Here is a 21581-nt window from a genome sequence, read left to right on the forward strand (position 1 = left end):
GGCGCCATGCTGCTGACCGACTGGGTGCTGCTCACCTTGCTGCTGCTGTCGGTGCTGCTGGGCCTGTGGCGCGGGCTCATGTTCGAGGTGCTGTCGGTGCTGGGCTGGGTGGCCGCCTTCCTGTGCGCCCAGGCCTTCGCCGACGATGTCGTGCCCTGGCTGCCGATCGACAAGGTCGCGCCGCCGCTGCAACTGGCCATCGGCTTTGCGCTGGTCTTCATCGCCGTCGCTTTTCTCGGCGGCGTGCTGGCCTGGCTGGTGCAGAAATTGATCAACACCGTGGGCCTGCGCCCGGTCGACCGCGTCCTGGGCGGCGCCTTCGGCCTGTTGCGGGGCCTGGTCATCCTGCTCGCCGTGGCGCTGGTCATTGCCATGACGCAGATGCAATCGGCCGCCTGGTGGCAGGACTCGCCCACCGCCAACGCACTGAGCGGCGCGTTGCGCCAGGCCAAGCCCCTGCTGCCCGACCCGTTCGCGCGCTACATCCCCTGAACTTCTGAACCCAAGGACACCATCATGTGTGGAATCGTCGGCGTCGTCAGCCAGACCCCGGTGAACCAGCTCATCTACGACGCGCTGCTGCTGCTGCAGCACCGCGGTCAGGACGCCGCGGGCATCGTCACCCAGCAGGGCCGCAAGTTCTTCATGCACAAGGCCAAGGGCATGGTGCGTGACATCTTCCGCACCCGCAACATGCGCGCCCTGCCGGGCAACTGCGGCCTGGGCCAGGCGCGCTACCCCACGGCCGGCAACGCCTACAGCGAGGAAGAGGCCCAGCCCTTCTACGTGAACGCGCCCTTCGGCCTGGTGCTGGTGCACAACGGCAACCTCACGAACGCCCAGGCGCTCAAGCAGGAGCTGTTTCAGACCGACCACCGCCACATCAACACCGAGAGCGACTCCGAGGTGCTGCTCAACGTGCTGGCGCACGAGCTGGAGAAGTGCACGCGCGGCGAACCGCTCAAGCCGGCCGACGTGTTCGCGGCCGTGCGCGGTGTGCACGCGCGCGTGAAAGGCTCCTACGCGGTGGTGGCCCTGATCGCGGGCCACGGCCTGCTGGCCTTTCGCGATCCCTACGGCATCCGCCCGCTGTGCATCGGCCGCCAGGACGGCAGCGTGATGGTGGCCAGCGAATCGGTGACCCTCGAGGGCACGGGTTTCCACTTCGAGCGCGACGTGCTGCCGGGCGAGGCGGTCTACGTCAGCCTCGAGGGTGAGATGCACGCCGAGCGCTGCGCGCCCGGCGCCGTGCTCAAACCCTGCATCTTCGAATACGTCTACCTGGCGCGGCCCGACTCCGTCATGAACGGCATCTCGGTCTACCAGGCGCGCCTGAACCTGGGGACCACGCTGGCCAAGCGCGTCATCTCCACCGTGCCGCCGAACGAGATCGACGTGGTGATCCCCATCCCCGAGTCCTCGCGCCCGAGCGCGATGGAGCTGGCGCGCCTGCTGGGCCTGCCGTACCGCGAAGGCTTCGTGAAGAACCGCTACGTGGGCCGCACCTTCATCATGCCGGGCCAGGCCGTGCGCAAGAAGTCGGTGCGTCAGAAGCTCAATGTCATCGGCAGCGAGTTCAAGGGCCGCAACGTGCTGCTGGTGGACGACTCCATCGTGCGCGGCACCACCAGCCGCGAGATCGTGCAGATGGCGCGCGACGCCGGCGCGCGCAAGGTCTACCTGGCCAGCGCCGCGCCGCCGGTGCGCTTCCCCAACGTCTATGGCATCGACATGCCCACGCCGGGCGAACTCGTGGCGCACGGCCGGTCGGTGGAGGAAGTGCGCGAAATCATCGGCTGCGACGCCCTGATCTACCAGGACGTGGACGGCATGAAGCAGGCCGTGGGCTCGCTCAACGCCCAGCTCGACGGCTTCGACGCCTCCTGCTTCGACGGCGTCTACGTCACCGGCGACATCACGCCGCAGGACATCGAACGGCTCAACCAGGGCCGCCCGCAAAGCGAGGAGGGCGAAGAAGACACCTCCCGTCTGGCATTGCCGAACGCCCAGGAGGCCTGAGTTGGACGACGCGCTGAGAAAAACCCTGCACCGCGACACCCTGGCGGTGCGCGAGGCCGTCGATCGAAGCCCCTATGGCGAGAACTCCGAGGCGCTGTACCTCACCAGCGGCTACGTGCAGTCCTCGGCCGAGTCCTCGGCCCGCCGCTTCGCGGGCGACGAAGAAGGCTTCACCTATGGCCGCTACGGCAACCCCACGGTCACCAGCTTCGAGCGCCGCCTCGCCGCGCTGGAAGGCAGCGAGGCGGCCATGGGCACGGCCTCGGGCATGTCGGCCATCCTGCTCATGTGCCTGGGCCTGCTCAAGGCGGGCGACCACGTGGTGTGTTCGCAGTCCATGTTCGGCTCGACCATCAAGCTCATCGGCAGCGACCTGGCGAAGTTCGGCGTCGAGTCGAGCTTCGTGCCGCAGACCGACGTGGGCGCCTGGAAGGCCGCGCTGCGCCCCTCCACCAAGCTGCTGTTCGCCGAGACGCCCACCAACCCGCTCACCGAGGTCTGCGACATCCAGGCCCTGGCCGATCTGGCGCACAACGCCGGCGCGCTGCTCTGCGTGGACAACTGCTTCGCCACGCCCGCGCTGCAGCGCCCCATGGATTTCGGCGCCGACATCGTCATGCACTCGGGCACCAAGTACCTCGACGGCCAGGGCCGCGTCATGGCCGGTGCGCTGTGCGCCAGCCAGGCCCTGGTCACCGAGAAGTTCCTGCCCATCATGAAGAGCGCGGGCATGACGCTCGCGCCCTTCAATGCCTGGGTCATGCTCAAGGGATTGGAGACGCTGGACATCCGCCTGCGCGCGCAAAGCGCCAACGCGCTCGCGCTGGGCCGCTGGCTGGAGGCGCACCCCGCGGTGGCGCGCGTGCACAACCCCGGCCTGCCCAGCCACCCGCAGCACGCGCTGGCCATGAAGCAGCAGAGCGGCATCGGTGGTGCGGTGCTGTCCTTCGACGTGAAGGCCGCCAACCCCGAACAGGCCCGCCAGCGCGCCTTCCACGTGCTCGATTCGCTGCGCGTGCTCTCGCTGTCCACCAACCTGGGCGACACCAAGACCCTGTGCGCGCACCCCGCGAGCACCTCGCACGGCCGCCTCACCGAAGCGCAGCGCCAGGCGGCCGGCATCGGCCAGGGCCTGATCCGCGTGGCCGTGGGCCTCGAACACATCAACGACATGCAGGCCGACCTCTCGCGCGGCCTCGACACCCTCCCGTGAAAGTCCGCACCCGTTTCGCGCCGTCGCCGACCGGCTTCATTCACCTCGGCAACATCCGCTCGGCCCTGTACCCCTGGGCCTTCGCGCGCTCGCAGCAGGGTGACTTCATCCTGCGCATCGAGGACACCGACCTGGAGCGTTCCTCGCAGGCCGCGGTCGACGTGATCCTGGAAGGCATGGCCTGGCTGGGCCTCGACCCCGACGAGGGGCCCTTCTACCAAATGCAACGCATGGACCGCTACAAGCAGGTGCTGGCGCAGATGCAGGCGCAGGGCCTGGTCTACCCCTGCTACATGAGCGTGGCGGAGCTCGACGCCCTGCGCGAGCGCCAGATGGCCGCCAAGGAAAAGCCGCGCTACGACGGCACCTGGCGCCCCGAGGCCGGCAAGAGCCTGCCGCCCGTGCCCGAGGGCGTGAAGCCCGTGCTGCGCTTCAAGAACCCGCAGGGCGGCGTGGTGGCCTGGGACGACAAGGTCAAGGGCCGCATCGAGATCCGCAACGACGAACTCGACGACCTCGTGATCGCACGCCCCGATGGCACGCCCACCTACAACTTCTGCGTCGTGGTGGACGACATCGACATGGCCATCACCCACGTGATCCGCGGCGACGACCACGTGAACAACACGCCGCGCCAGATCAACATCTTCCGCGCCCTCGGTCAGGAGCCACCGGTGTACGCCCACTTGCCCACCGTGCTCAACGAGCAGGGCGAGAAGATGAGCAAGCGCAACGGCGCCAAGCCCGTCACCCAGTACCGCGACGAAGGCTACCTGCCCGACGCGATGGTGAACTACCTGGCGCGCCTGGGTTGGAGCCACGGCGACGACGAAATCTTCAGCCGCGCGCAGTTCCTCGAGTGGTTCGACCTCGACCACCTCGGCCGCAGCGCCGCGCAGTTCGACGAGGCCAAGCTGCGCTGGGTCAACGCCCAGCACCTCAAGGCCATGGCCGACGAAGCGCTCGCGCCACTGGTGGCCGAGCAGCTGAAGAAGCGCGGCCTGGTGGCCGACGAGCGCCTGCCGCGCATCTGCGCGCTGTTCAAGGACCGCTGCGACACCACCGTGGCACTGGCCGACTGGGCCGCGGCCTTCTACGCCGACGTGAGCCCGAGCGAGCAAGAGCGCGCGCAGCACATCACCGAGGCCGTGAAGCCTGCCGTGGCCGCGCTCGCCGCGGCGCTGGCCGCACTGCCCGCGTGGGACAAACCCGCCATCTCGGGCGCGCTCAAGCAGGTACTCGCTGCGCACGGCCTGAAGATGCCGCAACTGGCCATGCCGGTGCGTGTGCTGGTGATGGGCACGGCCCAGACACCGTCGCTCGATGCGGTGCTCGAACTGCAGTCGCGTGAACTTGTGCTCGAGCGACTTCAGAAAGCATGAATTTCTGGCATATAATGCGAGGCTCGCTAGGACGCAACGCTGAGTGATCGGCGAAACGGAACAGCGAACCCTGTGGGGGTATAGCTCAGCTGGGAGAGCGCTTGCATGGCATGCAAGAGGTCAGCGGTTCGATCCCGCTTACCTCCACCACAGATTCGAAGTCGCGCATGGTGGCGACGGCAGGAAAAGCAGATACTGCCGCTGATACAATGCGAGGCTTCCGTCCAGGTTATGACCCTATCGTCTAGAGGCCTAGGACATCACCCTTTCACGGTGAGTACCGGGGTTCGAATCCCCGTAGGGTCGCCAAACAAGCCGCAAGGCAAGTAGGCACAAGTCGTGGCACTTGGTTCGAAAGAACGAAAGCCGCCTGCCAGGAGTGGTAGTTCAGTTGGTTAGAATACCGGCCTGTCACGCCGGGGGTCGCGGGTTCGAGCCCCGTCCACTCCGCCAGACACATCAACGGGTTACGTGAGAAATCGCGTAACCCGTTTTCATTTTCGCGGCCCGTCAGCGCCTGGCACTGGTGATCGGCTTGCCGAGGTGCGCTCACTCGCCAGGCTGCCAGCACTGCCTTGCAGCCGCTCCCAGTGCAGCCTTGCCCGCGCATGGGGTCGAACAAGAAGGTGGATGCTAGGGAAGGTCTGCACAACGCCCGCCGCAGCGAGCGCTGATGCGCGATGTGTCAGATGGCGCCAGCTGCGGGGAGATTCGGCGCGTTCGAGGGCCGATTTGTGGCCTCGTGCGAGCCCCTCGGGCCGCTGCGGGCGCACTCATCCCAGGGCCCTGCTCAAAAGCGTTCGGCGCACCATCCACAGATTGGAGAGTGCAAACAGCGTGTGCAACTGCGCCGTGTTCTTGGCCAGCCCTCGGTAGCGCACCTTCACATGCCCGAATTGGCGCTTGATGACCCGAAACGGGTGCTCCACCTTGGCCCGGATACTGGCCTTAACGTGTTCGAGCTTGTCGAGCACCGCGCCCATCGGGCTGCTCTTGTCCAAGGCCTTGCGTTTGCTCGGGCGCATGGCCACGTGCCAGTTGGCCTCGATGTCCTGCGTCTCCTCACGCTTGGCCACGCCCTGGTAGCCCGCGTCAGCGAACACATCGGTCTCTTGACCATGCACCAGAGCACTGGCCTGCGTCACGTCATTGACGTTGGCCGCCGTGCCGATGACGGTGTGCACCAGGCCCGAGTCGGCATCCACGCCAATATGCGCCTTCATGTTGAAGTGCTACTGGTTGCCCTTCTTGGTCTGGTGCATCTCGGGGTCGCGCTGGCCGCTGCTGTTCTTGGTCGAACTCGGCGCGGCGATCAGCGTGGCGTTGACCGTGGCCAGGATTTGCAAGCTCAGGTTGTGGGCTTCGAGCAGGTGGCGAAAGCGCAGGATGGTGCTCTCGTCAGGCAGGTTGTCCTCGCCCATGTCCAGCCTGGCAAACTCGCGAAACATCGGCGTGTCGTACAGCGCCTCCTCCATCGCCGGGTCCGACAGCTTGAACCACTGCTGCAGGAAGTGGATGCGCAGCATGGTCTGCACCGCAAACGGCGGGCGACCGCCCTTCGCGCCCGCAGCCGGCGCGTGCGGTGCAATCAGCGCCACCAGTTCGGCCCACGGCACCACCAGGTTCATCTCGTCGAGGAATTCGCGCTTGCGCGTCTTCTTGGTCTTGTGCTCGAAACCGCTCTCGCTCAGGCTCATTTTTGCTTCGTGGCGGCAATGTCTCACGCATCACGCGGGGTGGGCCAGGGTTGTGCAGACCTTCCTTAGGCCTGCATGCCAGTCGTGACATCCGGGACCCGGATTCTCGGGTGCGCTGCCATCGATGTAATCTTCACCGCGTTGTTGCGATTGATCCACCTGCTAGGGGCCAGATTCGACCGCTCAAGCAGAATCCTCCAATTGGCCGAGTTGAGTGTTTGGCATGTATGGATTACTGTCTCTCCCAGAAGAGTTCTTTGGGAAGTCCGCTCAGTTGGCGGGAGTCCCACGGTATCAGGGAGTTGCTGGGAACGTGTCGACCATTTGCAATGGGTATTTCTGTTGGATGGCCAGATGCACTCTTTTCTTTTTTAAAGGTGCTGTTATGAATATCCGTCAATCAAGGCTTTTTAAGCTGCTTTTTGGTAGTGTTTTGGCGCTCGTTGCGTTGTTGGGAGCGGGTTCAGCGATGGCGTATAGTGGGAACTGGTCATCGGTTGCGATAGAGGGGCAGTCGTTCTCGGTCAAGGCTGGGGACTTCATTCGTTTTGGCGTCACTGATATTCCTGACTGCGCAGATTCTGGCTGTCAAGGTCGTTGGTCCTTTAAGGGATTTACCAGTGATGGTACGGCGTACTGCACTAACCAATATTGGGGTGGGGATCCCTATCCCGGTCGCGCAAAAAATTGTGAGAAACTGACGCAGCTCACTGTATATGGAACCCCGTCGTATCCTGTTTCTTATAAATATGTGGCGACGGAGGGCAGTTCGACCCTACTTTATACTACCGTGACTAATAATAATGCCAACTGCAGTATGAATGTTGTAACGCCGTGCAGTGAGGTGTGGTACATGGGTTGGAGTAGTAATAGTGTGGTGCAGTTTACGGTTAAAGCGATTAATAATTCAATGACCTGTAATAATGCGTCTTTTGGTACTGATCCAAGCCCCGGGGTTCTGAAGTACTGCTTTTTCCCAAAGTGAGAGCATCGGCGTCAGTGGGTAGTTGGTAAATTCTTAACAACCACCCCAGTTTGGCTAACAGCGAAAATGTAGGTTGGTCTGCAGCCTTGAGGCTGTAGACCAACTAAATCGTTCCTTCGACCCAGCTGGTGTCCGTCACTGACGCCCTTGGGTCAATTTTGCTGGCACTCGCCACTTGTAGGATCTTCTGGGGCAGTGGTATCGACGGCTGTCGTTAGCATACTGCCCTACTCAAAGCTTCTCTATCCTTACACCCCAATCCTAGGGGCGGCTATTTCGCTAAAATTCATGGCGAATGAAGGTCATAAAAACTTCGGATGCTGTGTTCAATAACAATGCGAATTGTCGGGAGAATCAATTTTTCCATGTAGTGCTGCGCACCGCATCGAGTTTCTGAGCAATGTTGCGACGGAGAAGACCAAGGCTCTTGATGGTTCAAGGACGCGCAGCAATGCATCATCTGGTGGTGATCTCATGTTGGCGCCCAAGAGAATTGCTTCTGTGCCAAACAGCAGTTTAGGCGCCGGCGAGCATTGACGGATTTTCAGTCGCCAATGCCTCTCCGCGCTGATATCGTGAACGAAGGTCGATCGCATAATTTCAAGGCTGCTGATTTCGAACGGCTAGACGCACTCCTTTTACCTTTTGGTTAAAATCAGTTGTTGTGAATATCTGTGAATCAAAACTTCTGAATTCTTTTTGAGATGGTGTTTTGGCGCTGCCCGCACCATTGATAACAGGTTTCGCGATCACAACGTTTGGGGTGTGGGCGCAGATTGCGCCAGTCCTCTAAAGAGACGCGAAAACTGACTGGCGACAGTTCAAACGCGGGGCGGCACAGTCATCGTTATGTGAGGTTTATGATGTGTGAACGCAATGTGAACCGCTTCTGACGGATTGGTCAGAAAGGTTTGACTGCATCAACAGGTCAAGCACGTGGTGCTTTCCCCTTTGGCACAGTGTTTATACTTGTTTCCTAATTGACGAGGCAGGAAAGGATGTTCAGATGTCGATTAGCAGTTCGCAGACCTTCTGCAACGCGTCCTATAGTGATCCAGGCAGCGGTGTGAAAATTGTTTCATTCCTCCAATGGAGGCTTTGCCTTAGGTGGTATCAACGGCTTGTTAGCCACGGAGGCCAGGCCCTGTTAATGGGAAGAATGAAGGTCGGCGGTGCAGCCAAAGGGCCGTCGACCGGCCGACTTTTCTTCTGCCCAGTAATCGGTTCGCCGCTCACCGGCAATTAGCGGTCACAAGAATCGATTAAGGATCCGCTTGGAGATCCGGTCCAGCGCAAAACGGTCGGCGACGAGGAACTGCAGGCCATTGCCGTCCTGGATCAACAGACGCTTTCCGTCGAGCCGGCGGATGTCGTCCTCGGCCTTGAGCACCAGTTGCGCGGGGCCGCGCTCGGTTTCCACCGTCCAGGTGCTGGGCGTGGCGTAGCCCGAGACACCCAGGATGCGCTGGATGCGGGGCATGAACTCGCGCGGCGCCAGTTCTTCCTCGATCAGCGTCCGCGTGGCGGCGTCGAGCGCCGACAGGCGCTCTATCCACACGAGCTCGTGCCCGTCGCTGCCCACCAGCGACAGGCCCTCGTCGGGCGCGGCCAGGGGGAAGGCGCGCACGGGCAGCACGCCGGCGTGCACCCGCCCATCGGCGGTGGTGAGCTGCAGCGGGCCTTGCGGGTCTCGGCGCAGTGTCCAGTCGATCGTCGTCATGCTGATCTCCGCGTTCAGTCGGTGCCCGCCGTGGCGCCATGCGCCGTGGGGTTGGTGTGGGGTGGGGCGAGGCTTGACTCGTCTTCCACGTCCACGTTGCGCAGCTGCGCCATGTAGAGCCGCCAGTAGGCGCCCTCGCGCGCCATCAGCTCGTCGTGCGGGCCCACCTCCACCACCTCTCCCCGGTCCATCACCACCAGCCGGTCGGCGCGGCGCAATGTGGAGAGGCGGTGCGCGATGGCGATGGTGGTGCGCCCGGCCACGAGGTTGTCGAGCGCCTTCTGGATTTCCTTCTCGGTCTCGGTGTCCACGCTGGAGGTGGCCTCGTCGAGGATCAGGATGCGCGGGTCGATCAGCAGCGCGCGCGCGATGGAGATGCGCTGGCGCTCGCCACCCGACAGGCCCTGGCCGCGTTCGCCCACCAGGGAGTCGTAGCCGTGCGGCAGGCGCAGGATGAACTCGTGCGCGTGCGCGGCGCGCGCGGCGGCCACGATCTCGGCGCGTGTGGCGTCCGGTTTGCCGTAGGCGATGTTCTCGGCGATGGTGCCGAAGAACAGGAAGGGCTCCTGCAGCACCAGGCCGATGTGGCGGCGGTAGTCGGCCACGGCGAACTGGCGCACGTCGATGCCGTCGACGCGGATGCTGCCGCCGCTGACGTCGTAAAAGCGGCAGATGAGGTTGACCAGCGTGCTCTTGCCCGAGCCGCTGTGGCCCACCAGGCCGATCATCTCGCCGGGCCGTATGGCCAGGTTCATGCCGCGGATGACCGAGCGGTTGCCGTAGCGGAAGTGCACGTCGCTCAGCTCGATGCCACCGTCGATGCGCGGCCGGCGCACGGGCTGCGCGGGCTCCGGCACGTTGGAGACGTGGTCGAGGATGTCGAAGATGCGCTTGGCGCCGGCGGCGGCCTTCTGCGTGACCGAGACGATGCGGCTCATGGAGTCGAGCCGGCTGTAGAAGCGGCCGATGTAGGCCAGGAAGGCGGTGAGCACGCCCACCGTGATGTCGCCGCGCGAGACCTGCCAGATGCCGAAGGCCCAGACCACCAGCAGGCCGAGTTCGGTGAGCAGCGTGACCGTGGGCGTGAACAGCGACCAGGTCTTGTTCAGCTTGTCGTTGACCTCCAGGTTGTGGCGGTTGGCCTCGCGAAAGCGGGCGGCTTCGCGCTTCTCCTGCGCGAAGGCCTTCACCACGCGGATGCCGGGGATGGTGTCGGCCAAGACGTTGGTCACGTCCGACCAGACGCGGTCGATCTTCTCGAAGCCGGTGCGCAGGCGGTCGCGCACGAGGTGGATCATCCAGGCGATGAAGGGCAGGGGCAGCAGCGTCACCAGCGCCAGCCAGGGGTTGATGCTGAAGAGGATGACCGCGGTCATCACGATCATCAGCACGTCGGTGGCGAAGTCCAGGGCGTGCAAGGAGAGGAACACGCAGATGCGGTCGGTCTCCGAGCCAATGCGGGCCATGAGGTCGCCGGTGCGCTTGCCGCCGAAGTACTCGAGCGAGAGCGCCAGCAGGTGCTCGAAGGTGGTGGTGCGCAGGTCGGCGCCGATGCGCTCGGACACCAGCGAGAGCACATAGGTGCGCGCCCAGCCCAGGCCCCAGGCCGTCAGCGCCGCCAGCAGCAGGCCGCCGAGCAGCATGGCCACCTGCCAGGGATCGATGCGCTGGCCGTTCTGGAAGGGGATCAGCACCTCGTCCATGAGCGGCATGGTCAGGTAGGGCGGCACCAGCGTGGCGGCTGTGGCGGCCAGCGTCAGGCCAAAACCCAGGGCCAATTGCGCGCGGTACGGTTTGGCGAATCGTCCGAGCCGCAATAGCACCCAGGTGGACGGCGGCCGGTGCAATTCCGGGGCGTCGATTAATTCGTCGCCAATCGGCGACAAATCACTTTCGTGATTTGGCGACAGCGGTATTGCGTTGGTCGATGATGGAGTGGATTTTTGCACTGCATCATTTAATCCAGTGCTGTGGCGAAGGGCTTGCAGGCGGTCGAATTCTGCAATGAACCGCAGCGCGCGTGTGTTGTGCGTCGCAGTAAAACGCCAAATAGCCAGCCGCTGTTGGGCGCCGTGCACACTGAGCTGCGCGAGGCCTGCATGGTCGTTGTGCTTCAAGCACAATACGCCTCCCAGGGGCCACTCACGCCAGCCGGCATCGGCCCCGCCGGGCTCCCAGCTCAACAGCCGTTGGGTGGTCAGCACCAGCCAGCCGGCGGAAAAATTCAATTGCGAATCGAGGTCAAGCTGCAGCCAACTTGAAACCTGCTCGTTGTCCAGCAAGCGCGCCCGCAGACCGTCTTGAAACGGTTGTGGCAAGGCACTGAACGGCGACGTAAGTTCGGCTAAAGGTGAATTCATTAGAAGTGGACCCATCCGGAAAATGACCGGCGCCCGCGGGCGTATCCGATATTGTCCTAGATGAAACGCCGAGTAAGTCCACAGCGCCCCCACGGCGTTATGCCGTTGAATCGACAACCATGAAACAACCCATTCGTTTTCTGCGCGTCAGCTACCTCGGCGGACCGAACATCTGGACCTACCGCCCGGTGCTCGAGAGCTGGATCGACATCGGGGAGCTCGAGGACTACCCCTCGCACCTGCTGCCCGGCCTGTACGAGCGCCTGACGGCCTGGCTGCCTGGCCTGATCGAGCACCAGTGCGGCGTGGGCGAGCGCGGGGGCTTCCTGCAGCGCCTGCAGGAAGGCACCTGGGCCGGCCACATCCTCGAACACGTGGTGATCGAGCTGCAGAACCTGGCGGGCCTGCAGACCGGCTTCGGCCAGACCCGCAGCACACCGGTGCGCGCCGTCTACAAGATGGTGTTTCGCGCCCGCGACGAGCGGGTGGCGCGGCGCGCGCTCACGCTGGGGCATGAACTGCTGATGGCCGCCATCAACGACAGCCCCTTCGACGTGGCCGCCGCGGTGCACGAACTGCGCGAGCTGGTCGACGACCACTGCCTGGGCCCCAGCACCGCGAGCATCGTCGACGCCGCGACCGGCCGCCGCATCCCGCACATCCGCCTGAACGACGGCAACCTGGTGCAGCTCGGCTATGGCGCGCGCCAGCGCCGCATCTGGACGGCCGAGACCGACCGCACCAGCGCGATCGCCGAGAGCATCGCCAGCGACAAGGACCTGTCCAAGCGCATGCTCGCCGCCTGCGGCGTGCCGGTGCCCGAGGGCCAGGTGGTCGAGAGCCCGCAGGCGGCCTGGGAGGCCGCGCGCGACATCGGTCTGCCGGTGGTGGTGAAGCCCACCGACGCGAACCACGGCCGGGGCGTATCGCTGGAGCTGATGCGCCAGGAAGACGTGGAGGCGGCGTTCGCCGTGGCCGACGCCGAAGGCAGTGGCGTCATGGTCGAGCGCTTCGTGCGCGGCCTGGAACACCGCCTGCTGGTGGTGGGCGGGCGCGTGGTGGCCGCCACGCGCGGCGACGAAGCCTGGGTGACGGGCGACGGCCGCAGCACCGTGGGGCAGCTCATCGACAGCCAGATCAACAGCGACCCGCGCCGCGGCCTGAGCGAGGAATTCCCGCTCAACGCCATCCACCTCGACGAGTACCCCGCCATGGCCGTCGAGCTGCAGCGCCAGGGCCACACCATCGACAGCGTGCCGGCCGCCGGCCAGCGCGTGCTGATCATGCGCAACGGCAACCTCTCGGTGGACTGCACCGACGAGGTCCATCCGGACGTGGCCCGCGTGGTGGCGCTGGCCGCGCGTGTCATCGGGCTGGACATCGCCGGCGTCGACCTGGTGGCGCAGGACATTTCGCGCCCCTTGGCCGATCAGGGCGGCGCCATCGTCGAGGTCAACGCCGGTCCCGGCCTGCTGATGCACCTCAAGCCCGCAGTGGGCCAGCCGCGGCCGGTGGGGCGCGCCATCGTCGACCACCTCTTCGTGCCCGGCGATTCGGGCCGTGTGCCAGTGGTGGGCGTGGCGGGCAGCCGCGGCACCACCGGTATCGCGCGCCTGGTGGCCTGGCTCGCCTCGCTGAGCGGACCCCAGGTGGGCCTGGCGTGCAAGGCGGGCCTGTTCCTGGGCCGCCGGGCGCTCCAGCACGGCGACTTTTCCAAGGCCGGCGCGGCGCGCCGCCTGCTGATGAACCGCGGCGTGCAGACGGCGGTGTTCGAGAACGACCCGCTGACCATCGTCAACGAAGGCCTGGCCTACGACCGCTGCCAGGTGGGCGTGGTGACCGACGCCTCGGGCAGCCCCGCGCTGGCGGCCTGCCACATCCGCGAGGTGGAGCAGCTCTTCAAGGTCATGCGCACCCAGGTGGACGTGGTGCTGCCCGATGGCGCGGCCGTGCTCAACGCCGCCGACCCGGTGGTGGCCGAGATGGCGCCGCTGTGCGACGGCGATGTCATCTTCTACGCCGAGGACCCCGAGCTGCCGGTGCTGGTGGAGCACCTGGCGCAGTACCGCCGCGCGGTCTTCCTGCGCCAGGGCGACATCGTGCTCAGCGACGGCCAGCAGGAGCATGTGGTGGCGTCGCTGGCCCAGGTGTCGCTGGGCGAGGGCGTGGCCCCCGAAGACAAGACGGCCGTGCTGCTCGCCTCGCTGGCGGCGGCCTGGGCCCTGGACATTTCGCCCGCGCTCATGGCCGCCGGCCTGCGCACCTTTGCCCGCGAAGCCCCGATCGCCCACGCCCCCGTCCGCCGCGTGCCGGCGGCGCAGCCGTCCCCCGAATCCCTTGCCGAGAAGAGCCTCTGATGGAACTCACCCGCATTCGGGCCCTTCGCGGCCCCAACCTCTGGACCCGCCACACCGCGATCGAAACCGTGGTGCACTGCGGCGACAACGAACGCGCCCTGGCCAGCCTGCCGGGCTTCGAGGCGCGCCTGCGCGAGCAGTTTCCGCACCCGGGCGCGTTGCACAGCGCCGGCGGCTCGCTCTCGCTGGCCCACGTGCTGGAGGTGGCCACGCTGTCGCTGCAGGCCCAGGCGGGCTGCCCGGTCACCTTCAGCCGCACCTCGGCCACCCTTGAATCGGGCGTCTACCAGGTGGTGGTGCAGTACAGCGAAGAGGCCGTGGGCCGCCGCGCGCTGGCGCTGGCGCATGGGCTGATCGAGGCCGTGCTGCGCGGCGAATCTTTTGATCTGGCCGCCGCCGTGGCCGAGCTGCGCGAACTCGACGAGGACGAGCGCCTGGGCCCGAGCACGGGCTCCATCGTCAACGCGGCGGTGGCGCGCGGCATTCCCTACCGGCGCCTCACCACCGGCAGCCTGGTGCAGTTCGGCTGGGGCAGCCGCGCGCGCCGCATCCAGGCGGCCGAGGTGGACCGCACCAGCGCCGTGTCCGAATCCATCGCCCAGGACAAGGAGCTCACCAAGCGGTTGCTGCAGGCGGCCGGCGTGCCCGTGCCACTGGGCCGTCCCGCGAGCGACGCCGACGACGCCTGGGCCGCCGCGCTCGAGATCGGTCTGCCGGTGGTGCTCAAGCCGCGCGACGGCAACCAGGGCAAGGGGGTCACCGTGAACGTGACGGCGCGCGAGCAGCTCGACGCCGCGTTCCAGACGGCGGCCGACTATGGCGAGGTGCTGGTCGAACGCTACCTGCCGGGCAGCGACTACCGCCTGCTGGTGGTGGGCGATCGCCTGGTGGCGGCCGCGCGCCGCGACCCGCCGCAGGTGGCCGGCGACGGCGTGCACACGGTGCGCGAACTGGTGAACATCGTCAACGCCGACCCGCGCCGCGGCGAGGGCCACGCCACCGCGCTCACCAAGATCCGCTTCGACGACATCGCCCTGGGCTGCCTGGCCGTGCAGGGCCTGCAGGCCGACAGCGTGCCGGCCAAGGGCCGCCGCGTGGTGCTGCGCAACAACGCCAATCTGAGCACCGGCGGCACCGCGACCGACGTCACCGACGACGTGCACCCCGAGATCGCCGCGCGCGCCGTGGCGGCGGCGCAGATGATCGGCCTGGACATCTGCGGCGTGGACGTGATCTGCGAGACCATGCTCAAGCCGCTGGAAGACCAGGCCGGCGGCATCGTCGAGGTGAACGCGGCGCCCGGTCTGCGCATGCACCTCTCGCCCTCCTACGGCCATGCGCGCGACGTTGGCCAGGCGGTGATCGAGGACATGTACCCCGATGGCGGCGACGGCCGCATCCCCGTGGTGGCCGTCACCGGCACCAACGGCAAGACCACCACCGTGCGCCTGATCGCCCACCTGTTCGCGTCCAGCGGCCTGCGCGTGGGCATGACCAACACCGACGGCGTCTACGTCAACGGCCATCAGACCGACAGCGGCGACTGCGCCGGCCCGCGCAGCGCGCGCAACGTGCTGGCCCACCCCGACGTCGACGCCGCCGTGTTCGAGACCGCGCGCGGCGGCGTGCTGCGCGAGGGCCTGGGCTTCGACCGCTGCCAGGTGGCGGTGGTCACCAACGTGGGCGCGGGCGACCACCTGGGCCTGAACTACATCACCACGGTCGAGGACCTGGCGGTGCTCAAGCGCGTCATCGTGCAGAACGTGGCCGCGACCGGCTACGCCGTGCTCAACGCGGCCGACCCCATCGTGGCCGACATGATCCACAACTGCCCCGGCGAGGTGATCTATTTCGCGCAGGACCGCCAGCAGCCCGTGATGGCCACGCACCGCGCCCAGGGCCGCCGCGTGGTCTACGTGGACAACGGCGCGGTGGTGGCCGAGCAGGGCGGGTTCAGCGAGCGCTTCGAGCTCTCGGGTATCCCCATCACGCGCAACGGCCAGATCGGCTTCCAGGTCGAGAACGCCATGGCCGCCATCGCGGCCGCCTGGGGCGCGGGCCTGGCCTGGGACACGGTCCGCCGTGGCCTGGCCAGCTTCCACAACGACGCCCACAACGCGCCCGGCCGCTTCAACGTGATGGAGTACCGCGGCGCCACCGTGATCGCCGACTACGGTCACAACCCCGACGCCATGCGCGCGTTGGTGCAGGCGGTGGAGGCGCTGCCGGCGCAGCGCCGCTCGGTGGTCATCAGCGGTGCCGGCGACCGGCGCGACCAGGACATCCGCGAGCAGACGCAGATCCTGGGCAAGGCCTTCGACGAGGTCGTGCTGTACCAGGACGCCTGCCAGCGCGGCCGCGCCGACGGCGAGGTGATCGGCCTGCTGCGCGAAGGCCTGGCGGGCGCCCCGCGCGTGCGCGAGGTGCTGGAAATCCGGGGCGAGTTCAACGCCATCGACGCCGCGCTGGAGCGCCTGCAGCCCGGCGACCTGTGCCTGGTGCTGGTGGACCAGGTGGAGGCGGCGCTGGCCCACCTGCAGATGCGCACGCGGCAGGAAGCGGTCGTGCCGGCCTGACACCCCGGGTTCTGAACAGATCGCGCGCCCGAGCGGCGCCGCGCACAAGGCCTCCACACCGTGGAGGCCTTTTTTATGTTTGCCTGATGGGGGCACCGTGCCCCGAACCACGGCAGGCGCGGCGCCACTCAGACGCCGTTCGCCCGGCTGCCGGCGAGCGCGCCGGGGCACCGTGCTTCGGCGAAGGCTGTCACACCTTCAGGAGGGTTTCATGCAGGCGTTCACCAACGCGGTCAAGGGGGCCTTCGGGTATGGCCCGGTCGCCACCGATAAATCGCCCACGGCGCTGGTCGTGGCCGGCGCCGACAGCCATCCACCACCCCGCCATGTTCCGGGCACCGAGCCTCAGGCGGGTGAAGAGCCGGAGGCAGACGCCGTGCTGCGGGCCCAAGCCGGCTTGACCGGTTCGTTCTTCGGACTGAACTGGGACCAGCTGCCACCCGGCCTGAAGGGGGGCCTGGGTGGGGCGGCCATGGCCACCAGCACCATGGCAACCGTCCTGGTGAAGGAAGGCTCCGTGCCGCTGGGCACCGTCGTTGGATGGGTCGCCGCGGCCGGCGCTGGTGGTCTGGTCATCGGCGGGTTCCTGGACATGGCCTACCGGGCGTCCACGACCGACGGCTCGGTGGAGCAACAGCCATGATCGATTCGCTCCCCGTCCACCCCGATCCCGTCATCGAAGGCGCCATCGCCGCTTCATGTCAGTCCCTCGCCGGCATGGGGACCTTGCTTGAGCAGTGCGCAGACGCGCTGCGGTCCGGCCACAGCCCGGGTGACCTGCGTGGCATGAACCATGAAGACTACGAGGCCTTGTATGCGGTGGCGATGCAGCTCTACGAGGCAGGCGATCACGAGCGCGCCCTGCCCGTGAGCCTGGCCCTGGTGGCGCACGAGGCGCGCTCGGTCAAGTACAGCTACCTCGCGGGCCTGTGCCTGCAGAAGCGCCAGCGCTACCGCGAAGCGGCGGTGATGTATCTGCTGGCGCTGGGCCAGGACGCTACCCACGCGCCCTCGGCCTTCCGCATGGGCGAATGCTGCGCGGCGCTGGGCGAGACCGAAGAAGCGCAACAGGCCTACGAGCACGCCGTGGCCCTGGGGCGCGGCGACGAGCGCTACCACCATCTGCAGACCGAGGCGATGGCGCGGGTGGTGCGTCTGAGTTAGCGGCGCGTGTCGCCACATCGAAATTGCGTCGTTTCAGGAGAGATTCATGCAACGGACCAGCCCGTCAAACCACCTGTCCACCGGACCATTGCCCGCGGTGGTCGCGGCCCAGGGCGCCACCGCCAAGCCAACCGGCTTGGGCAACGAGCACCAAGTCCCCCTGGACGCCGATGTTCCGGGGACACAGCCACAAGGCGCGCCGGCGCCTCAACCAGGGCTGCTGATGCAGGTCCTGAGCAAGCTGAACTGTTGCCCCTCGCTGCCAGAGGCACGGCCTTGCCCGGACGGCAAGGCCGTGCGCCAATGTTTGGGCGAGGGTGGGGTGGCCGGGATCACGGCGGGCGTCGCGACAACCATCTTCTTGGGCGTGCCCTTCATGCTGACGGGTCATACGGATGAGTATCTTGGCCGGGCCGGCCTCGCCGTCCTCGGTGGCTGCCTTGCCGGCACGGTGACCTGGGCCATGGGGCACTACGTTGAGCCCCATTGCGCATAACCGCTTCACGCCCGGAGGGCATCGATGGGCCAGAAAAATTCCCTGGGGCACCGCTTCACCCCGCCAGCCAGGACCACGCCGCCGCAGAGCCGCAGCGGCACGGTGGACGTGTCATCGAGCTCGGATGAGCCGCCAGCAGAGGACGGCATTGGCGGAACTTCTCCCGACGCGTCCAGCCAACCCGCAACGCGGGAGCGGGTTGAAGCCGCTCAGAACAAGCTGCTGATCGTCCCCACTTTCCCGTTGTCGATGACCCAGGAACGAATCACTGTTCGAGAGGATGCCACCGGCGAACGCCGGTACCCCAAGTGGCTGCCTTCGGTTGTGGCCTGGGGGTGCTGCGGTGCGGCATTGCTGGCACCTGTGGTCTATGCGGCTGCGTATCTCGACCAGGACGTGGACAGCCTGTCCATCGAACGGCATCCGGCCATGGTCATTCCCTTGACCGGTGTGGCCGGTGGATTGCTTACCGGCGCGATGCGCTATCTCCACCTGCGGCTGTTCGGCTGAGCCGGCAGGCCCCGAGGTTCAGCGCACCGCCTTTTCCAGCGCGCGCACCTTCACCAAGCCCGTCGACAGCGCCGTGCCACACACGATGACCAGGCCGCAGCCCACCATCCATGCGCTCACCATTTCGCCCAGGAACACCGCGCCGTAGACCAGGGCGAACACCGGGATCAGGAAGGTCACGGTGAGGGCCTTGGCCGGCCCGGCGCGTTCGATGAGGTGGAAGTAAAGGATGTAAGCAATGGAGGTGCACAGCACGGCCAGTGCCACCACGGCCGTCCAGGCACCCGCGCTCACTGGCTGCGCGGGCCACAGCCAGGCCATGGGCAGGGCCAGCGCCAGCGCCGCGCCGATCTGGCTGCCGCTGGCCGAGGCCAGCGGGTCCACGCCCGACAGGTAACGTTTGGTGAAGCTGGCGGCAATGCCGTAGCAGAGCGTGGCCAGCAGGCAGGCGCCCATGGCCACCAGCGACATGACGGAGCCTTGCGCGTTGGTCGCGCCGCGTGCGTCCACGCCCGACTTGCCCAGCACCAGCAGCGTGACGCCGACGAATCCGATCACCAGCCCCAGGATGCGCGAGCCACCCGGGCGGTCCTTCAGCCAGAGCCAGGCCACCAGCGCGCCGGTGAGCGGCACCGTGGCGTTCAGGATGGCCGAGACCCCCGTGGGGATGTGCAGCACCGCGAACGAAAACAGCAGGAAGGGCAGGCCCGAATTGAGAAGGCCCACCACCAGGATGGGCCGCCAGCGCGCGCGGAAGTCGGTCCAGACGGCGGCCTTCAGGAACATGGGCAGCAGGCACAAGGCCGCGATGCCCACGCGAAGCCCCGCCGTGGGCACAGGCCCGAACTCGGCAGCGCCCAGGCGCATGAACAGGAAGGACGCGCCCCAGAGGGCGGCGAGCGCGACGAATTCGAGCAGCAGCAGGGGTGTCATGCGGGCATGGGGGTGGGTAGGGGGGCTGGCCGCCCGGTGGCTTCGAGCCGCAGCAGGGCCTGTTTGCGCGGCAGCCCGCCAGCATAGCCGGTGAGCCCGCCGCGCGCGCCCAGCACGCGGTGGCAGGGCACCACGACGCTGAGCGGGTTGCGGCCCACGGCCGCGCCGACGGCGCGCACGGCGTTGGGTGCGTCCAGCCGGCGGGCGAGTTCGCCATAGCTCAGCGTGTGCCCGGCCGGGATGGCGCACAGCGCCCGCCAGACGGCGGTCTGGAAAGGCGTGCCGAAGGACAGGTCGAGTGGCAGGTCGAAGGCCTGCCGCCGCGCGGCGAAATGGTCGGCGAGCTGGCGGGCCGCTTCGCGCAGCACGGGGTGGTGCGGATCGGGCCGCCACGACGCGACCAGGGCGGGCTCGGGCGCGTAGCGCTGGTCGTGGAACCAGGCACCGGCCAAGGCGTGCTCGGTGGCGGCCAGTCGCATGGGGCCCAGGGGGGTGGTGATGGTGGACTGGGTGAGGGTATGGGGCAGTTTCATGGCGAATCCGTGGCGGGGGTGGGGGGAGGGGCCGCGCGGTAGAGGCCGGCCCAGGCGCGCAGCACGGCGTAGCTGCGCCAGGGCTGCCAGGCCCGGGCCAGGGCCTCGCAGGCGCGTTCGCGCTCGCGCGGCGTCCCGCTCAAGCCCAGGGTGTTGTGCAGGGCGACGTCGGCCGCGGGCCAGGCGTCGGGCCAGCGCAGCGCGCGCATGGCGATGTACTGGGCCGTCCAGGCACCAATGCCGGGCAGGGCGGTGAGCGCCCGCGTGGTGGTGGCCAGGTCGGCGTGCGGGCCCAGGTCCAGCGTGCCGTCGGCCACGGCGCGCGCCAGCGCCTGGATGGCGGCCTGGCGCTGGCGCACGATGCCCAGCGCGCCGAGGTCTTCGCCACTGGCCTCGGCCAGCGCCTGGGGCGTGGGGAAGAGGCGGTTGAGCGCCGGATCGGGGGTGTCCAGCGGCTCGCCGAAGCGGGCCACCAGCCGCCCGGCCAGGGTGCGCGCGGCGGCCACCGTGACCTGCTGGCCCAGCACGGCGCGCACCGCGAGCTCGAAGCCGTCGATGGCGCCGGGCACGCGCAGGCCGGCGCCACCGGGGAAGTGCGTGCCCAGCACGGCGTCGATAGCGTGCGGGTCGGCGTCCAGGTCGCACAGCGCGCGCACGCGCCAGATCAGCGTGGGCAGGGCGGGCAGCAGGCCGTCGCTGGCGTGCAGCCAGACGCGGTGGCGCTCGGGTTCGAAGCGCAGGCCGAACCAGCCGGTGTGCGCGCCCGAGGGCGTGTGCAGGCGCAGCGTGCGCCAGTAGCGCAGGGCGGCCAGGTCGGTCGCGTCCACGCCGGGCAGGCGGCGCGCGTCGAGGAAGGCGAGCAGCGGCGCCACGTCCAGCGGCGGGCGCCAACCCAAGGCGATGGCCTGGCTGCCCGCTTCGCTGCTGCTGCCGCGCCGGCGCATGGCCGTGGGGCTCAGGCCGTAGCGCTCCAGCAGCGCGGCGTTGAAGCGGCGAAGGCTGGCGAAGCCGCTGGCGGCGGCCACGGCGGACACGCTCAGGCGCGTGTCGGTGAGCAGCTGCTTGGCCGCGAGCAGGCGGCGCGTGTGCAGCACCTGCAGGGGCGACACGCCCAGCCGGGCCTCGAACACGCGGCGCAGGTGGCGGTCGCTCACGCCCAGCCGGGCGGCCAGGCGCTGCATGGCGGGGCCGTCGTCGCCGGTCCATTGGGCGGGGTCGTCCAGCAGCCGGCTGGCGTGCTGCACCAGCAGCTCGCCGGCGTCCTGCGTCGACCAGGCGCGCGACAGCGGAGCCAGCTCGGGGCGGCAGCGCAGGCAGGGGCGAAAGCCCGCGCGCTCGGCCTGGGCCGCGTGGTCGAAGAAGCGGCAGTTGGCGCGCCGCGGCGTGCGCACCGCGCAGACCGGGCGGCAGTAGATGCCGGTGGAGGTGACGCCGGTGAAGAAGCGGCCGTCGAAGCGGGCGTCGCGCGCGCACAGCGCCAGGTAGCGGGCGTCGTCGTCGGTGGCGGTTCGGGTGTCCATGGCGGCCATGGTAGGCCCGCGTGCGCCGGCCGACCCGCCGTTTCCGGACATGATCCTGTAACAGGGGCCTGGCCCCCGCTTCCTACAATGCCCGCTTTGCCATCACCTCACGGGAG

At 67.5% G+C, this 21581-nt stretch carries 16 protein-coding genes, 3 tRNA genes and 1 pseudogene; 14 read left to right on the forward strand and 6 right to left on the reverse strand.

The window, feature by feature from the left end:
* The first annotated feature begins 6 nt into the window (after positions 1–6).
* From JNX00_RS06210 to JNX00_RS06240, 7 genes are all read left to right on the forward strand, one after another.
* Positions 7–492, forward strand: coding sequence for a CvpA family protein (locus JNX00_RS06210; protein ID WP_070398907.1), 486 nt, complete (start codon positions 7–9; stop codon positions 490–492).
* A 24-nt stretch (positions 493–516) separates the two neighbouring features.
* Positions 517–2019 carry an amidophosphoribosyltransferase gene (purF, locus tag JNX00_RS06215; RefSeq protein ID WP_070398906.1) on the forward strand — a complete coding sequence of 501 codons (1503 nt, stop codon included), beginning with the start codon at positions 517–519 and terminating at the stop codon, positions 2017–2019.
* A gap of 1 nt (position 2020) precedes the next feature.
* Complete coding sequence (locus tag JNX00_RS06220) at positions 2021–3232, forward strand: O-succinylhomoserine sulfhydrylase (protein WP_204744400.1); 1212 nt, start codon at positions 2021–2023, stop codon at positions 3230–3232.
* Positions 3229–4614 carry a glutamate--tRNA ligase gene (gene gltX, locus JNX00_RS06225; protein ID WP_204744401.1) on the forward strand — a complete coding sequence of 462 codons (1386 nt, stop codon included), beginning with the start codon at positions 3229–3231 and terminating at the stop codon, positions 4612–4614. Before JNX00_RS06220 ends, gltX begins: the two co-directional genes overlap by 4 nt.
* Before the next feature lie 74 nt (positions 4615–4688).
* Positions 4689–4764: transfer RNA gene (locus JNX00_RS06230), tRNA-Ala, on the forward strand.
* Between the two features lie 83 nt (positions 4765–4847).
* Positions 4848–4923: transfer RNA gene (locus JNX00_RS06235), tRNA-Glu, on the forward strand.
* A gap of 67 nt (positions 4924–4990) precedes the next feature.
* A tRNA-Asp gene (locus JNX00_RS06240) sits at positions 4991–5067 on the forward strand.
* 320 nt (positions 5068–5387) lie between these two features.
* Here the strand turns inward: JNX00_RS06240 and JNX00_RS06245 are convergent.
* Positions 5388–6311: pseudogene (locus JNX00_RS06245) on the reverse strand (IS5 family transposase).
* Between the two features lie 385 nt (positions 6312–6696).
* Between JNX00_RS06245 and JNX00_RS06250 the strand changes: the two are divergent.
* Entirely contained in the window at positions 6697–7296 is a 600-nt protein-coding gene (locus JNX00_RS06250) for a hypothetical protein (RefSeq protein ID WP_204744402.1), read from the forward strand.
* A gap of 1249 nt (positions 7297–8545) precedes the next feature.
* Here JNX00_RS06250 and JNX00_RS06255 read toward each other — a convergent pair.
* On the reverse strand, positions 8546–9016 hold the full coding sequence (locus tag JNX00_RS06255; RefSeq protein ID WP_070398903.1) for a DUF1854 domain-containing protein: 471 nt from the start codon (positions 9014–9016) through the stop codon (positions 8546–8548).
* A gap of 14 nt (positions 9017–9030) precedes the next feature.
* Positions 9031–11376, reverse strand: a complete 2346-nt coding sequence (locus JNX00_RS06260) for an ABC transporter ATP-binding protein (protein WP_204744403.1) — start codon at positions 11374–11376, stop codon at positions 9031–9033.
* Between the two features lie 119 nt (positions 11377–11495).
* Between JNX00_RS06260 and cphA (JNX00_RS06265) the strand changes: the two genes are divergently transcribed.
* From cphA (JNX00_RS06265) to JNX00_RS06290, 6 genes are all read left to right on the forward strand, one after another.
* Complete coding sequence (cphA, locus tag JNX00_RS06265; protein WP_070398901.1) at positions 11496–13733, forward strand: cyanophycin synthetase; 2238 nt, start codon at positions 11496–11498, stop codon at positions 13731–13733.
* Complete coding sequence (gene cphA / locus JNX00_RS06270; RefSeq protein WP_204744404.1) at positions 13733–16309, forward strand: cyanophycin synthetase; 2577 nt, start codon at positions 13733–13735, stop codon at positions 16307–16309. Before cphA (JNX00_RS06265) ends, cphA (JNX00_RS06270) begins: the two co-directional genes overlap by 1 nt.
* A gap of 211 nt (positions 16310–16520) precedes the next feature.
* Complete coding sequence (locus JNX00_RS06275; RefSeq protein ID WP_204744405.1) at positions 16521–16952, forward strand: hypothetical protein; 432 nt, start codon at positions 16521–16523, stop codon at positions 16950–16952.
* Complete coding sequence (locus JNX00_RS06280) at positions 16949–17473, forward strand: CDC27 family protein (protein WP_070398898.1); 525 nt, start codon at positions 16949–16951, stop codon at positions 17471–17473. The genes JNX00_RS06275 and JNX00_RS06280 overlap by 4 nt, the downstream gene beginning before the upstream one ends.
* Positions 17474–17519: 46 nt before the next feature.
* Positions 17520–17969: a hypothetical protein gene (locus tag JNX00_RS06285; RefSeq protein WP_204744406.1), complete on the forward strand. Its 450-nt coding sequence runs from the start codon at positions 17520–17522 to the stop codon at positions 17967–17969.
* Positions 17970–17993: 24 nt separating this feature from the next.
* Positions 17994–18479 carry a hypothetical protein gene (locus JNX00_RS06290; protein WP_204744407.1) on the forward strand — a complete coding sequence of 162 codons (486 nt, stop codon included), beginning with the start codon at positions 17994–17996 and terminating at the stop codon, positions 18477–18479.
* 18 nt (positions 18480–18497) lie between these two features.
* Here the strand turns inward: JNX00_RS06290 and JNX00_RS06295 are convergent, their stop codons facing one another.
* Genes JNX00_RS06295 through JNX00_RS06305 form a run of 3 tightly spaced genes read right to left on the reverse strand, consistent with a single transcriptional unit; the run spans position 18498 to position 21465 of the window.
* Positions 18498–19412 (reverse strand): DMT family transporter, encoded by a 915-nt coding sequence (locus JNX00_RS06295; RefSeq protein WP_204744408.1) that lies wholly within the window; start codon positions 19410–19412, stop codon positions 18498–18500.
* The gene (locus tag JNX00_RS06300; protein ID WP_204744409.1) at positions 19409–19945 is read right to left on the reverse strand and encodes a methylated-DNA--[protein]-cysteine S-methyltransferase; all 537 of its coding nucleotides are present in this window, start codon (positions 19943–19945) and stop codon (positions 19409–19411) included. The genes JNX00_RS06295 and JNX00_RS06300 overlap by 4 nt, the downstream gene beginning before the upstream one ends.
* A complete protein-coding gene (locus JNX00_RS06305) occupies positions 19942–21465 on the reverse strand; it encodes an Ada metal-binding domain-containing protein (protein ID WP_204744410.1) in 1524 nt (507 codons plus the stop codon). Before JNX00_RS06305 ends, JNX00_RS06300 begins: the two co-directional genes overlap by 4 nt.
* Positions 21466–21581 lie beyond the last annotated feature (116 nt).

This window comes from Hydrogenophaga sp. YM1 (assembly GCF_016903055.1).
Classification (GTDB): Bacteria; Pseudomonadota; Gammaproteobacteria; order Burkholderiales; family Burkholderiaceae_C; genus Hydrogenophaga; species Hydrogenophaga borbori.